The organism is Cyanobium sp. Alchichica 3B3-8F6 (genome assembly GCF_024346435.1).
GTDB lineage: Bacteria > Cyanobacteriota > Cyanobacteriia > PCC-6307 > Cyanobiaceae > Cyanobium_A.
Window position 1 is genome coordinate 63,337 of the sequence record NZ_JAGQCZ010000012.1, and the last position, 13,897, is coordinate 77,233.

Consider the following 13,897-nt stretch of genomic DNA (forward strand, 5'->3'; position numbering starts at 1 on the left):
TCACCCGTCGGACCGTTGCGCCACTGTAGGTAGCCAGGCCAGGGGGATCAGAGCTTGCGATCGAGGCGGTCGTTCTGGCTGATCAACACCAGGGCGATGGTGATCGGCACCACCACGATCACTGCACCCGCAACGAGGCTGCTCAGGAAGTTGGCGAGGGAAGGCGTCATGGCGGGGCCAGCTCTCAGGCATCAAGCGTCACGAAATCCTAAGCAGTGGCGGCGGCTTCCTACGCTGCAGGCCCAGCTGCTTAGAGCTTTGTGACGGCCCTGCCACCCACGTCCCCGTCCTGGTTGCCGGTGCTGTCAGGGCTGCACCTGGTTTTGGGGTTGGGGCTGGCGCTCTGGACCCTGCTGTTTCTGTTCCGGATTGTGCTCACCTGGTACCCCCAGGTGGATCTGAGCCGCGGTGCGATGCGGCTGGTCGGCGCCCCGACCGAGCCCGTGCTGGCTGCCACGCGGCGCCTCATCCAGCCGATTGGCGGGGTGGATGTCACCCCGGTGGTGTGGGTAGGCCTGCTGAGCCTGGTGCGCGAGCTGTTGGTGGGCCAGCAGGGATTGGTCAGCCAGGTGCTGATGCGGGCCCAGGCCGGTTTGGTCGGCTGAGTTCAGGCCGGGGGCAGCATCTCCTGCTCAATAAATTTGGTGTGCACGTCGCCGGCCAGAAATTCTGGCCGGTCCAGCAGCTGCAGGTGGAACTCGATCGTGGTGGGAATGCCGGTGACGGCGCACTCGGAGAGGGCCCGCCGCAGCCGCTTGAGGGCGTGTTCGCGATCCGTACCCCACACGATCACCTTGCCGATTAGCGAGTCGTAGAAGGGCGGAATCTCGTAGCCCGTGTACACGTGGCTATCGACCCGCACGCCGGGGCCGCCGGGGGGGAGCCAGCCGGTGATTTTGCCGGGGGCTGGGCGGAAGTTTTGGCGGGGGTCTTCGGCGTTGATGCGCACTTCGATGGCGTGGCCGCAGAGCTTGATCTGCTCCTGGGTCACGGAGATCGGTTCGCCGCCGGCGATGCGCAGCTGCTCGGCGATCAGGTCGACCCCGGTGACCATTTCGGTGACCGGGTGCTCCACCTGGATGCGGGTGTTCATCTCCATGAAGTAGAAGGCGCCGCTGCGGTCCACCAGGAATTCCACGGTGCCGGCGCCCTCGTAGCCGATGGTGCGGGCGGCGGCCACGGCGGCCTCGCCCATCTGGCGGCGCAGGTCGGCGTTGATGGCCACGCTTGGGGCCTCTTCCAGCAACTTCTGGTGGCGGCGCTGGATCGAGCAGTCGCGCTCGCCAAGGTGCACCACGTTGCCGTGGCGATCGGCCAGCACCTGCACTTCCACGTGCCGGGGCCGGTCGATGAACTTCTCCATATAGAGCCCCGGGTTGCCAAAGGCTGCTTCGGCTTCGCCCTGGGCGGCCTTGAACAGGCTCTTGAGTTGCTCGGGCCCGGGCACCAGGCGCATGCCCCGGCCGCCGCCGCCGGCGGTGGCCTTGATCATCACCGGGTAGCCCATCTCAGCCGCCAGCCGGCGGGCCTCGTCCACGCTCTGCAACAGCCCTTCGCTGCCGGGGATGGTGGGCACGCCCACCAGCTGCATGGTGGCTTTGGCCGTGGACTTGTCGCCCATCGAGCGGATCGCCTCCGGCGACGGGCCCACGAAGGTGAGGCCGTGGTCGGCGCAGATCTCGGCGAAGCGGTCGTTTTCGGCCAGGAAGCCGTAGCCGGGGTGGATGGCGTCGGCACCTCTGGAGGTGGCCGCCGCCAGAATGTTGGGGATGTTGAGGTAGCTCTTGCTGCTGGGCGCCTCGCCCACGCACACCGCTTCATCAGCGAGCTGCACGTGCAGCGCGTTCTTGTCCACCGTGCTGTAAACCGCCACGGTGGGGATGCTGAGCTCCCGGCAGGTGCGCAGGATCCTCAGGGCAATTTCGCCACGGTTGGCGATCAGCAACTTGCCGATGGACATCCGCGACGACTCAGCAGAACCAGGCCAATGCGGACTTTATCAGTGCTGCTAGAGCCCGCTTTCCAGGGGGTTCCCGGAGGTCCAATGGGTATATTGCTCGGATCGGAGCGCCTCCAGCGATCCGTACCACATGCGGATGTGGTGGAATTGGTAGACACGCACGTTTGAGGGGCGTGTGGCTTCGGCCTTACGAGTTCAAGTCTCGTCATCCGCATTTCTTTTTTCCGGCTCTCCCAGCTGATGCATCCGGCACCGGTGTCGATCGTGCTGGTGAGCAACGGGCCCGGTGAGCTCTCCACCTGGGTACGACCCCTGGCCCTGCGCCTGCAGCGCTTGATGCCGCTGCGGCCGGCCGTTGCTGGAGCCGCCTGCAGCTTGCAGCTCGTGCTGGTGCCCTGCCCGAATGGCACCGGCCGGGAACATCACGCCGCCGGAAGCTGGGGGCTGTTCGAGCGCATCGTGCCGGCTCGGCAGTTTTGGGAGCTGTTGCTGCAACCCCGGCGCTTCGGCCCCTGGAGCCGTCAGGGGGTGGTGGTGTTTTTAGGGGGGGATCAGTTCTGGACGGTGCTGCTCTCGGCGCGCCTCGGCTACCGGCACCTCACCTATGCCGAATGGGTGGCCCGATGGCCCGGATGGAACGATCGGATTGCGGCGATGGGGCCCCTGGCGGCCGGTCGGCTGGCGCCGCGCTGGGCCGAGCGCTGCACGGTGGTCGGCGATCTGATGGCTGATCTGTCGGAGTCGGCCCGCAGCGATGCGCCGCTTCCCGAGGGCGAGTGGGTCGCCCTGCTGCCGGGCTCCAAGCGGGCCAAATTGCGTGTGGGCGTGCCGTTCCTGCTGGAGACGGCCGATCGCCTGGCGGCGCTACGACCGGACTGCCGTTTCCTGTTGCCCCTGGCCCCCACCACCAGCGTGGAGGATTTGCTCGCCCAGGCCGGTGCGGCCAATCCGATCGCCCGGGCCTACCGATCCGGGGTGCCCCGGCTGCTGGGTGCCGATCTACTGGAGACGCAGGCCGGCACCCGCCTGCAGCTGGTGCTTGAAAATCCAGCCCACAGTGCCCTGAGCCAATGCGCCCTGGCCCTGACCACCGTGGGGGCCAACACGGCGGAACTGGCGGCGCTGGGGGTGCCGATGTTGGTGCTGGTGCCCACCCAGCACCTGCACGTGATGCAGGCCTGGGATGGCTTGGCCGGCCTGCTGGGGCGCCTGCCGCTGCTGCGTTGGCTGTTTGGGGTGCTGCTCACGGCCTGGCGACTGCGGCACCGGGGTTTTCTGGCCTCCCCCAACATTGCCGCCGGCCGCATGCTGGTGCCCGAGCGGGTGGGGGGGATCACGCCGGAGGGCATTGCCGCTGAGGCCGCCGACTGGCTGGCGGCACCCGAACGCCTGGAGGGCATGAGGGCCGATCTGCGCAGCCTGCGCGGCCAGCCCGGGGCGGTGGCCAGCCTGGCGGCCCTGGTGCAGGAACTGCTGCCCCCTGACGCGAGGGGCCCCGGTCCAGGTGCCTAGGGTTGCCACCAGCGTTCTGATCGTTCCTATGGCTGATGCCGCCAGCACCCCCGACCCTTCGGCCTGCGGCCTCGACAGCGGCCTGGCCCGCGGGGCCAGCGAGGAGCAGTGGCGCCAGAAGCTCACCCCCGAGCAGTTTCGGATTGCGCGCCAGGGCGGCACCGAGCGGGCCTTCACCGGTGCCTACTGGAACAACAAGGGCAACGGGATGTACCACTGCATCTGCTGCGATGCCGAGCTCTACAGCAGTGCCACCAAGTTTGATTCCGGCACGGGCTGGCCCAGCTTCTGGGATGGGGTGAAGCCGGGGGCCATCAGCACCCACACCGATAGCTCCCACGGCATGGTGCGTACCGAAATCCGCTGCGCCAACTGTGACGCCCACCTCGGTCACGTGTTCAATGATGGGCCGGCCCCCACGGGCCAGCGCCACTGTGTCAACTCAGCGTCGCTGGCATTCCGCGAGCGCTGAGCGGCGGCTGAGGGGGCACGATTCAGCGCAGCCCCTCACCAGGGGTCGGCCAGGTCCTCGGCGTCCACGTCCAGCGGTTCGCGCGTAGGCGTGGGGGCTGGACGACGTTCCGGTTGACGGGCCTCCAGGGGCCGCCTCTCCACGGGGCGGGGCTCGGAGGCGCGGATTTCTGGGGCGATGGGTTCGGGCTCGAGCGGCCGCCGGCGCTCCTTATATCGGGGCTCCTCATATCGGGGTTCTTCGTATCGGGGTTGCTCGTAGCGGGACTCCTCCTCATCGAGGTAGCGGCGCTGGCGCAGCGGCTCCCGTTGACGCTGGGCATCGAGCTCGACGTAATCAAGCTCCTCTTCGGGCTCCATGGCCCGGCTGGTGGCCGGCTGGATGCGGCGTTGTTCCTGCACCGCCGGCTGACCCGGGGCTAACTGGTTTTCCACCGGCACCATGCCGCTGCGGTAGCGCTCCCGCTCCTCCTGCTCCCAGCTGGGCCCGCCGATGCCGAGCTTCTCGAGCAGGCCGGAGCCCAGTTGCTTGAGCTTGTCTTCGGCGCCCTCGTAAACAATGATTCGATCGGGACCGCTGCTGACGATCTCCTCGACCGTGAGCTCCCAGGTGCTCAGCACGCCCTCGCCGAGCAGGGGCACCCCCAGGGCGCCGATCACCAGGGTGGCCAGCTCGCCGGTTTCGATGTCGAAGCTGAAGCCGAGCACCCGTCCCAGCTGGTCGCCCGCCTCGGTGATCACCTGGCAGTTGATCACCTTGCCGTAGCGGTCGGGGTTGAAACCCTCCGCCAGCGAATCGGCAGAATCCACCAGGATCACGTCGCCCACCTGGCGAATCCGATCGAGGGGCATCCAGCGCGGCAGGCCCGGCAAGAAACGGGTGAGCGGGTTGTCACGCAGGCCCAGCGCCACCACCTCGCGCCGGTCGATGTCCACCACCACCTCACCCACCACCCCCAGCCGCCGGCCGGTGTCGCGGGTGATCACCTGGGTGCCCATCAGCTCGGAGCGCAACCAGAGGCGATCGCTCGGCGCGGCTGCTCCGAGATCAGCAGAGGGGGGAATGGAGGAGGTCAATGAAAGGGTCGTGCCCGTGGCCCAGTCGGCCCATTGTGGCCCACCTGGCTCGACGGGGAAGGGGGCGGTGGCTCAGGCGGCGGGCGGTAACCCGACCACCTGGGTGTGGGCGCCCCGTGCCTGGGTGACCCCGATGGTGCGGGTAGCGGCGGCGATCATCGGGCGCCGGTGGCTCACCACCATGAACTGGGCCTGGTCGGCTTGGCTGGCGATCAGGGCGGCGAGCCGCTCCACGTTGACCCCATCGAGGAAGCTGTCCACCTCGTCGAGGGCATAGAAGGGCGACGGGCGGAAGCGCTGCAGGGCAAACAGGAAGCTCAGGGCGGTGAGGGATTTCTCGCCGCCGCTCATGGCATTGAGGCGCCGCACCGCCTTGCCCTTGGGGTGGGCCACCAGGGTAAGGCCGCCCTCCAGGGGAGCCTCGGGGTTTTCCAGCTGCAGATGGCCTTCGCCGTCGGAGAGACCCGCGAAAATCGTGCGGAAGTGGCCATCCACCGCCGTGAAGGCCTCCAGGAAGGCTTCCTGGCGCAGGGTCGCCACGGTTTCGATGCGCAGCAGCAGCTCTTCCCGCTCCTTGCTGAGCACCTCCAGCCGCTCCTCCAGCTCCGCCAGCCGGGTTTCGAGTTGCTCCAGCTCCTCGAGGGCCAGCATGTTCACCGGTTCGAGGGCCTCCATCCGCGCCTGCAGGCTGCGGAGCTCGGTCTGCAGAGCCTCCAGCCCGGCTTCGCGCACCTCCTCGGGGATCTCCGGCAGGGGATCGGGCAGCTCCCGCTCCAATTGGGCGAGGCGCAGTTGGTCGCCGCGCAGCTGCTCTGCCAGCGACTCCAGCTCCTCGCCCAGGCGCTGCACCTCCCACTGCCGCTGTTGCAGGGCCTGGCGCTGGGCTGCCAGCTGGGCTTCGGCCGCATCGCGGGCCCGGCGCCGCTCGCCGAAACGGGTCTGTAGCTCCTGTTGCTGGGCTTCGAGGGTGCTGCGGCGCTCCTGGTCGGCCTGGTGCTGTTCCTTCCAGCGGGCCCGCTCTGCCACCAGCGCGTTGACGGCGCTCACCAGCCGCTGCTCATCGGCCGCGAGGGCCTCGAGCTGGTTGCGCAGCCGCTCGGCGGCGAGGGCCCGTTCGCGGCGGGCGGCCAGGAGTTCATCGCGTTGGCGCCGGGCGGCAGCCAGGGCGGCGTCGGCGGCTTCCAGTTCGCTCTGCAGCCCCTGCCAGCGGGCGGCATCGCCGGAGGCCTGCACCGCGGCTTCGGCCTGCTCGAGGGCGGCGCGTTGCTGCTGCAGGGGGATGAGCAGCGCCTCCAGCTCCTGCTGGCGTTGCAGATCCGCATGCAGGGTGGCCTGGAGCTGGCTGAGGCGGCTACCGAGTTGCTGCTGGCGTTGCAGCTGGGGGGCCAGGGTGCGCTGGGCGGCGCTGCGCTCGGCCTCGAGGGCCGCCTGCCGTTGCTGGTGCTGCAGCAGCTGGGGGCGCAGGGCCTCGAGCCGCTGGCCCAGCTCGGCCTCCTTGCGGCGGCAGGCCAGCAGGCTCTCGCCCAGCTCCAGCAACCGCTGGCGCAGGGGAGCGGCCTCGTCGCCCTCCTGGGCGCGGCCGAAGCTGAGCTGGCCGCCGCGCTGCTGCAGGCTGCCGCCGGTCATGGCGCCGCTCTTTTCCAGCAATTCGCCATCGAGGGTCACGGCCCGGCAGCTGCCCAGCTCGCGGCGGGCGTTGGCCAGGCTGTCGAACACCAGGGTGTCGCCGAAGACGTAGCGGAACACCTCGGCATAGACGGGCTCGTGACGTACCAGATCCACCGCCTTGCCGATCAGTCCGGTGCCGCCGGCCCCAGCGCCGCCCCGCTGCAGTGCCGCTCCTGAGCTGGCACCGCCACCGGAGCCCCCCCGGATTTTGTTGAGCGGCAGGAAGGTGAGCCGGCCAGCCCGGCGGGTTTTGAGCAGCTCGATCGCCCGGGCGGCGATGCGGTCGTCGTCGACTACCACCTGGCCCAGCCGCCCGCCAGCGGCCACTTCCAGCGCCAGGCGCACCCGCTCCTCCACCTCGCCCAGCTGGGCCACGGGCCCGTGAATGCCGTCGAGGCCGGCCTCCAGCAACACCCGCAGGGCGCCGGTGCCGCGGCTTTCCTGCAGGGTTTCGCGGCGGCTGTCGAGCCGGGCGATCTCCCGCTCCAGCTGGGCTTGCTCCTGCTCCAAGCGACTGCGGGTGCGCTGCTGCAGGGCCAGGGCTTCGGCCAGCTCCTGCACCTGCTGCTGCTCCTGACGGGTGGCCTCCAGCACCTGCTGCCAGGCGCTCTCGGTGGCCTCCAGCTGCTGTTGGCCGCTGCGATGGCTGAGGCCCTCCTGCTGCTCCTCCTTCTGCAGTTCGGCCAGCCGCTCCTGGTGCTGCCGCAGCCGCTCCTGCAGCTGCTGGCGCTCCGCTTCCAGGGGGCCCAGCTGGTCGGCCAGTTGCTGGCGGGCCAGGCTGCGCTGCTGCTGCTCCTCCATCCAGCTGCCGGAGCGGCCCGCCACCTCGCCCAGGCGGCGGCGGGAAAGTTCCACGGCGGCTTCGGCGCTGCGGCAGGTCGCCTCGGCGGCATCGAGTTCGGCCTGGTCGGCGCTGTCGTCGAGGGCCTGTTGTTGCTCGCGCAGGTCGCCCTGGCTGTGGGCCAGCTCCTGGCGTTGGCGCTGCAGGGCTTCGGCGTCGAGCTGGTGTTTCTCGGCCTGGCGGGCCAGTTCGCGGCCGCTGGCCTCCAGACCCGCCAACTCGGCCTGCACGGCCAGGAGCTGGTCTTCGCCGAGGGCCTTCACCTCAGCCTGAAGCTGCTCGAGGGCGGTGGCGGCGGCGGTCAGTGCCTCCTCACCGGTTGCAATCGCTTCCCGCTCGCTCAGCTGCTGGGCGGTGAGGGTTTCGCGGCGGCGTAGCAGGGCCGCCAGGCCAGTCTGGGCGGCTTCGAAGGCCAGCACCTGCTCCTGCAGCCGGCCGCTGTGGTGGCGCTGGCGCAGGTCTTGGTAGGTGCGGGCTTTGGCGCAGTCGCGCTCCAATTTCTGGCGGGAGCTGAGCAGCTCCTGCTGCACGATCGCGCAGCGCTCCTGGCGCTCCTGCACCTCGTCGAGCTTGCCGCGGGTCTGTTCGATGCGGCTGTCGAACAGGGCCACGCCGGCCAGCTCATCGATGATCCCGCGCCGGTCGCGGGCGCTCATCGAGACGATTCGGGTCACGTCGCCCTGCATCACGACGTTGCTGCCCTCCGGGTCCACCCGCAGGCGCCGCAGCTGGCTCTGCAGTTGCTGCAGGTTGCAGGGCACGCCATCGGCGCTGAAGCTGCTGGCGTAGGTGCCGCCCGGCGCCACCCGCAGGCGCCGGCTCACGGTCCATTCGGTTTGCCCGGGCTTGATCCAGGGGCCCTCCTCGGGCGGCTCCAGCCCCGTTTCCGCCTCATCGGGCTGCCATTCGCTGAGGTCGAAGCGCACGCTCACCGACGTTTCGGCGGCCTTGCCCGCGCGCAACATGGCGCTGTTGATCAGGTCGGGCAGGCGGTCGGCGCGCATGCCGCGGCTGCTGGCCAGGCCGAGGCAGAACAGCACCGCATCCAAAATGTTGCTCTTGCCGGAGCCGTTCGGCCCGGTCACCACCGTGAATCCTTCTTCCAGCGGGATCGTCATCGACCCGCCAAAGGACTTGAAATGGGTGAGCTCGACCTGATTGATGTGAACCAACAGGCCCGTGCGCCGAGCAGCAGAAATGTAGCGGAGGGTTTCGAAAGCTCAACCCCCTCCTTAGCTTGAGGGCTGCGTTGCGTTGTCGCCTCCCTCTCCATGACCGCCGAGACGCCTCCCCGCGTTGCCAGCCCCGAGGGCTTCCGCGACCGATTTGAGACCCTGATTCCCACCATTCAGCGGGAGTGGCCCGCCGTGGCCCGTCAGACCCTCGAGGCCACCCGGGGCAGCTTTGATGAGGTGGTGGAGGTGATCGCGAGCCAAAGCGGCCGCACCGCCACGGTTGTGAAGGACCAGCTGCTGGAGCTGCTGGAGGTGGCCGGTGACCAAACCAGCCGCCTGGCCGACAACCTGGCGCCGATGGAAGCCCAGCTCGAGAGCCTGCTCGATGAGCTGAATGCCTCACTGCGACCCCGCATTGAGAAGCCCGTGCGGGAGCGTCCGCTGATGGCGATCGGCATCGCCACGGGCGTGGGCGTGTTGCTGGGTCTGCTGCTGGCTTCGGGCCGGCGCTCGGCATGACGGATCAGAACGAGCCGGGGCCTTCCCAGGAGCGGGAGGCGCGCAGCGGCGTGGCGAGGGTGGCGGCCGGTCGGGTCGGCGCCCTGATGACCTCGGTGATGGATCTGCATGTGCGGATCGCCCTGCAGGAGGTGGACCGGGAGAAGCGGCGGCTGATCAGTGGCGCCCTGCTGCTCAGCGGGGGACTGGCCCTGCTGCTGCTGGCCCTGATCGGCGCCGAGCTGGCCCTGCTGCTGTGGCTGCGTGAGGCCCAGGGGCTCAGCTGGATCCACGCTGCTCTGGCCGTGGCGGCTCTGGATCTGGTGCTGGCCGGGGTGTTTGTGCGGGTGGGCGGCCAGCTGGTCAAGGGCCCCTATCTGCCCCAGACCACCGCCGGCCTCAGCAAAACCACCCGCGCGATCCTGGGCCGCTGAGCTGGGGGGTGCCGGGGTGGGTGGCTTGAATCGCTGTTTTGCAAGTGTTGAACAACTTGTTCAACAACCTCTGAAACCCGTTTGGGCCCGTGGCCTCTTTGGGGAGCTGATCCACAGGCCCTGATTCACAAGCCCCTTAACTACAAGCCCTGAGTCAGCGGATCTCGTAGTGCAGCCAGCGGCAGTCGATGCCGCCGTTGCTGATCGGAATGCGACGGCTGGCCTTCATCTTCAGGGCGCCGGTGAGTTCGGGGTTGCCGCTCAGCAGCCACAGGCTCCAGCCGCTGCAGCGCTCCTTCATCATTCGGCCCAGATCGGCGTAGAGCGGTTCGAGGGCGTCCCGTTCGCCGATGCGCTCGCCGTAGGGCGGGTTGCACACCAGGATGCCGGGGCCCGCGGGCGGCTGAAAATCGCGGCAGTCGCCCAGGCGCAGATCGAGCGCCTCGGCCACGCCGCCGGCCTTGGCATTGCTGCGTGCCTGCTCCAGCACGGCGGGATCCTGCTCCATGCCCACGATTGGCGGTAGGGGATCGACGCTGGCGAGGGCCAGGGCGGTGGCGGCCTGTCGCTCCTGCTGCCAGAGCTGGGGGTCGAAGTCGGGCCAGCGCTCCAGGGCGAAGTGCCGGCCCAGCCCCGGCGCCAGCCCCAGGGCCAGCCGTGCCGCTTCGATCAGCAGGGTGCCTGAGCCGCAGAGGGGATCGGCCAGGGGCACGCTGCCATCCCAACCGGTGAGGGCGATCAGGCCGGCGGCGAGGTTTTCCTTCAGCGGAGCCAGGCCCATGGCGGCGCGGTAGCCGCGGCGGTGCAGGCTGCCGCCGCTGCCATCAAGGCTGAGGCTCGCCTCGCCCCCGCCTAGGTGCAGGTGCAGGGCCAGATCGGGATCGTCGAGGTCGACGGAGGAGCGGGCGCCCCACTGCTGGCGTTGCAGGTCGACCAGGGCATTTTTGACCTGCAGGGCGCTGTAGTGGCTGTGGTTGAGGCCGGGTGCGGTGCCGGTGGCATCCACCCGGAAGCTGGTGCCGGGGGGCAGCCAGCGGCTCCAGTCGACGGCGCGCTGCACGCCTTCATAGAGCTCGTCTTTGCTGCGGCAGGGAAAGTGGGCCAGCTGGCGCAGCAGCCGGAAGGGCAGGCGGGCTTGCAGGTGCAAACGGTAGAAGCCGGCCAGATCGCTCTGGAAGCGCACGGCCCGGAGTAGGGGTGAAACGGCTCGGCAGCCCAAGGCCGTGAGCTCGGACGCCGCGGCGTTTTCGAGGCCCGGTGGCACCACTGCCACGCCATTGATTGGTCCGCCGTTGATCGGTTCGGTGATGCCCACCCCTGCGTCCACCTTTGGCTGCTGCCACAATGCATGAGTCCGGTTTCGGCCGGACTAGGTGATCCACACCGGTGCTTCGGACAGCGGTTCGATTCCGCTCAGCTCCACTTCATGGGGCTGCAATGGTTTCGACGGGGTATGAGGAGGGTGACTGAAGCCTGCTCGGTAAGAGCAAACACGTAACAGCGAACAACATCGTTCGTTTCTCCCGTCAGACCGCCCCTGTGGCTGCCTGACCCTTTAAGGGAGATGGGGTGAGGTCAGCCTTATCACCCAAATGACCCATGGGCCCTGGAAGGGGCCTTTTCATTGGCTGAGCGATGGCGTGTCCCCACTGTGGCAGTTGGTCGGTTAAGGCGGATCGCGGCCTGGCTGGACGACTGGTGTGTGGACGCTGCGCCCGCCCGTTGGGCAGGGCCCAGCCGTCTAGGCGGCGGCGCATCAGGGTGAACCCCCACCGCTTGTCCCTGGGACTGGGCTTGGCGGCGCTGGTGTCGCTGGCGGCCCTGCTGGCGGTTTGGGATCTGCAGCGCTCGCGCTGGCAGGCTCCGCTTGATCGTTCGCGTCCCGCGGATTCGCGGCCAGCCCTCTAAAGCCCCTTAACGCCGCATGGCCCGCATCAGTGCTGGCTGTGGTCGCCACCACTCTGGTAGCCGCTCCACACCTTGAGCTCTGCGATGGTCTGCACCCCTTCGAGGCGTGGCTTGCCGGCCAGCTCCCAGGTGGGAAAAGCGCGGATTTTGGCGGCCATGCACACATCCCGACCGTCGTCGGTTTTGTCGCACTCCACATAGGGGAGGCGGTTGCCGGCTTCCTTGCCAAACAGATTCTTTTGCTGGAAGCAGGCGGGACACCACCAGGCTCCGTAAAAGATGGCGCCCTTGGCGCGCAGATGGGCGCTGAGGGACTTCTGCTCAGGGGTGGAGGCCGCCAGCGCCTCCCCAAGGGTGGGAGTGGTGGAGGCGGCCGGAGCATTGGCGCCGCTGCCGGCACTGGCCGTGGCCGCAAAGCCCAGCAGCGCCGTGCTCAGGGCGATCAACAGGCCGGAGCGCAGGGAGCTGGAAGCTGCCATGAACCAAGCAGGGAAGGATTCGAGGGTAGGGCGATTGCGCGGCGTTTTCACCCGGATGTGCGCAAAACCACAGGCCTGTTCTCTGGCCTTGTTTTCGGTGTGGCGTTCGGCCTTCCGCCCTTCCAGGCGCCTGCGAATCCCCCTCGCGGCTGAGACACTGGTCGGTAGCGGTGGAGCCTTGGTCGATGAGCGCAAACGGCTACCGCGATTACTTCAAGGTGCTTGGGGTTGAGCGCGGTGCCGATGCCGACGCGGTCAAGCGCGCTTTTCGCAAGCTGGCCCGTCAGTACCACCCGGATGTGAACCCCGGTGATGCGGGGGCCGAGGCCAAGTTCAAGGAGGTGAGCGAGGCCTACGAGGTGCTCTCCGATCCTGAGAAGCGCCGTCGCTATGAGCAGTTCGGCCAGTACTGGAGCCAGGCTGGCGGCGGCTCCGGCATGGGCGGCGTCGATGTGGATTTCGGCCGCTACGGCAACTTCGACGACTTCATCAACGATTTGCTCGGACGCTTTGGCGGCCCGGGCGGCGGTGGCGGGGCACCGGGTGGCTTTGGCTTTGGCTCCGGTTTTCCCGGCGGTTTTGGTGGACCTGGTTTTGGTGGACCTGGCTTTAGTGGACCGGGTGGGGCTGGCCGTGGCGCCCCGATCAATCTCGATGCCGAGGCCAGCATCAGCCTCTCCTTTGCCGATGCTTTCCGCGGCTCGGAGCGCACCCTGGCGGTCAACGACGAGCGCGTGCAGGTGCGCATCCCCCCCGGCGTAAAGGCCGGCAGCCGGCTGCGGCTGAAGGGCAAGGGCAACCTGCAGCCCGGCACGGGACGCCGCGGCGATCTCTACCTCAACCTGCAGCTGCAGGACCATCCGGTGTGGAAACTCGATGGCGATCAGCTGCGGGCCGAGTTGCCCCTGAGCCTCGACGAGCTGGCCCTCGGCGGTGAGGTGCGGGTGGCCACCCCCGATGGCGAGGCCTCCGTGCAGGTGCCGCCCGGCATGACCCTGGGCCGCAGCCTTCGGCTCAAGGGCAAGGGGTGGCCCCTCAAGGAGGGCCGCGGCGACCTGCTGCTCACCCCGGTGCTCAAGCTGCCCGACCAGCTCAGTGCCGAGGAGCGCCAGCTGCTGGAGCAGCTGCGGGCTGCCCGCAGCGCCGATCCTCGGGCGGGTTGGATCCAGGCGGCCCGTCTCTAGGAGTTTGCGGAAAAACCGTCAGAAACGCCGCGTTCCTCCCTCTCGCGATCTGATTACTTGCTGTTCGGGCTGGATTTCGCTGATTCAGCGGTTCAGAACGCCAGATTTCAGGCGTTTTGCCCCGTTGGGGCTTCCTGGAAGCCGCCTCATTGGCACACCTCTGGGCAACCACCTGCTCATGCCGCTGCCATCGCCGGTTTGAGCAGGTTGCCCAGCCGGATCAGGTTGTAGGCGATCACGTGCAGGCTAAACACCGCACTCACCTTGTCTGTGCCGCGCAGCTTGAACTGGCGCAGCCCGCTCCACTGTTTGATCCAGCCAAACACCTTCTCGATGCCGCGGCGGGCATTGATCGATTGGGCGTAGCCCTTGTGGCGGGTGGTGCGGCCATCGATGGCGGAGCCGCCGGTGCGTGCGGTGTTCTGCGCCACATGCGGCGTGACGCCGATGCGGCGCATCTCGGCGACAAAGCCCTTGGTGTCGTAACCCTTGTCGGCACCAACAGTCTTCTGGTGGGCACCGGGACGATCAGCCGCCATTTCTTTGGCCGCATCCCGCTCTCTGGTGCCCGTGGCTTTCGTCACCTGACAATCGACGACCAGTGCATGGCGGTTGTCCATCAGCACGTGCCCCCGGTAGCTGGGCAACGCCGGATGGGCCTTGGATTTGCGGCACAGCAAGGCATCCGGA

At 68.5% G+C, this 13,897-nt stretch carries 14 protein-coding genes and 1 tRNA gene; 8 read left to right on the forward strand and 7 right to left on the reverse strand.

The features are described from left to right. Positions 1–47: 47 nt before the first annotated feature. The gene (psbX, locus tag KBY65_RS10735; RefSeq protein ID WP_094561148.1) at positions 48–170 is read right to left on the reverse strand and encodes a photosystem II reaction center X protein; all 123 of its coding nucleotides are present in this window, start codon (positions 168–170) and stop codon (positions 48–50) included. Between the two features lie 90 nt (positions 171–260). Between psbX and KBY65_RS10740 the strand changes: the two genes are divergently transcribed. Further along, positions 261–605, forward strand: coding sequence for a YggT family protein (locus tag KBY65_RS10740; RefSeq protein WP_094561149.1), 345 nt, complete (start codon positions 261–263; stop codon positions 603–605). A 2-nt stretch (positions 606–607) separates the two neighbouring features. Here KBY65_RS10740 and accC read toward each other — a convergent pair whose 3' ends face one another. Next, positions 608–1,960 carry an acetyl-CoA carboxylase biotin carboxylase subunit gene (gene accC, locus KBY65_RS10745; protein WP_255001583.1) on the reverse strand — a complete coding sequence of 451 codons (1,353 nt, stop codon included), beginning with the start codon at positions 1,958–1,960 and terminating at the stop codon, positions 608–610. Between the two features lie 132 nt (positions 1,961–2,092). On the opposite strand from accC, the gene KBY65_RS10750 reads away from it, so the two are divergent. The 3 genes from KBY65_RS10750 to msrB all read left to right on the forward strand — a co-directional run bounded on the left by KBY65_RS10750 (position 2,093) and on the right by msrB (position 3,944). Beyond that, positions 2,093–2,174: transfer RNA gene (locus KBY65_RS10750), tRNA-Leu, on the forward strand. A 26-nt stretch (positions 2,175–2,200) separates the two neighbouring features. Beyond that, entirely contained in the window at positions 2,201–3,472 is a 1,272-nt protein-coding gene (locus KBY65_RS10755; RefSeq protein ID WP_094561151.1) for a glycosyl transferase, read from the forward strand. Positions 3,473–3,500: 28 nt separating this feature from the next. After that, a complete protein-coding gene (msrB, locus tag KBY65_RS10760; RefSeq protein WP_094561152.1) occupies positions 3,501–3,944 on the forward strand; it encodes a peptide-methionine (R)-S-oxide reductase MsrB in 444 nt (147 codons plus the stop codon). Between the two features lie 35 nt (positions 3,945–3,979). On the opposite strand, the gene KBY65_RS10765 is transcribed toward msrB, so the two are convergent. Continuing rightward, complete coding sequence (locus tag KBY65_RS10765) at positions 3,980–5,020, reverse strand: PRC-barrel domain-containing protein (RefSeq protein WP_255001584.1); 1,041 nt, start codon at positions 5,018–5,020, stop codon at positions 3,980–3,982. A gap of 72 nt (positions 5,021–5,092) precedes the next feature. Continuing rightward, positions 5,093–8,701 (reverse strand): chromosome segregation protein SMC, encoded by a 3,609-nt coding sequence (gene smc, locus KBY65_RS10770; RefSeq protein WP_255001585.1) that lies wholly within the window; start codon positions 8,699–8,701, stop codon positions 5,093–5,095. Positions 8,702–8,800: 99 nt separating this feature from the next. Between smc and KBY65_RS10775 the strand changes: the two genes are divergently transcribed. Beyond that, the gene (locus KBY65_RS10775; protein ID WP_094561154.1) at positions 8,801–9,223 is read left to right on the forward strand and encodes a glycine zipper domain-containing protein; all 423 of its coding nucleotides are present in this window, start codon (positions 8,801–8,803) and stop codon (positions 9,221–9,223) included. After that, positions 9,220–9,636, forward strand: coding sequence for a phage holin family protein (locus tag KBY65_RS10780; protein ID WP_094561155.1), 417 nt, complete (start codon positions 9,220–9,222; stop codon positions 9,634–9,636). Before KBY65_RS10775 ends, KBY65_RS10780 begins: the two co-directional genes overlap by 4 nt. A gap of 154 nt (positions 9,637–9,790) precedes the next feature. On the opposite strand, the gene KBY65_RS10785 is transcribed toward KBY65_RS10780, so the two are convergent. Then, complete coding sequence (locus KBY65_RS10785; protein ID WP_255001586.1) at positions 9,791–10,963, reverse strand: class I SAM-dependent RNA methyltransferase; 1,173 nt, start codon at positions 10,961–10,963, stop codon at positions 9,791–9,793. 449 nt (positions 10,964–11,412) lie between these two features. Between KBY65_RS10785 and KBY65_RS10795 the strand changes: the two genes are divergently transcribed. Further along, positions 11,413–11,544 carry a hypothetical protein gene (locus KBY65_RS10795; protein ID WP_255001587.1) on the forward strand — a complete coding sequence of 44 codons (132 nt, stop codon included), beginning with the start codon at positions 11,413–11,415 and terminating at the stop codon, positions 11,542–11,544. A gap of 26 nt (positions 11,545–11,570) precedes the next feature. Here the strand turns inward: KBY65_RS10795 and KBY65_RS10800 are convergent, their stop codons facing one another. After that, complete coding sequence (locus KBY65_RS10800; RefSeq protein WP_255001588.1) at positions 11,571–12,023, reverse strand: hypothetical protein; 453 nt, start codon at positions 12,021–12,023, stop codon at positions 11,571–11,573. A gap of 185 nt (positions 12,024–12,208) precedes the next feature. On the opposite strand from KBY65_RS10800, the gene KBY65_RS10805 reads away from it, so the two are divergent. Beyond that, on the forward strand, positions 12,209–13,207 hold the full coding sequence (locus KBY65_RS10805; protein ID WP_094561157.1) for a DnaJ C-terminal domain-containing protein: 999 nt from the start codon (positions 12,209–12,211) through the stop codon (positions 13,205–13,207). 176 nt (positions 13,208–13,383) lie between these two features. Here the strand turns inward: KBY65_RS10805 and KBY65_RS10810 are convergent. Next, the coding region (locus KBY65_RS10810; RefSeq protein WP_255001589.1) for a transposase at positions 13,384–13,897 on the reverse strand (514 nt) is incomplete at its 5' end.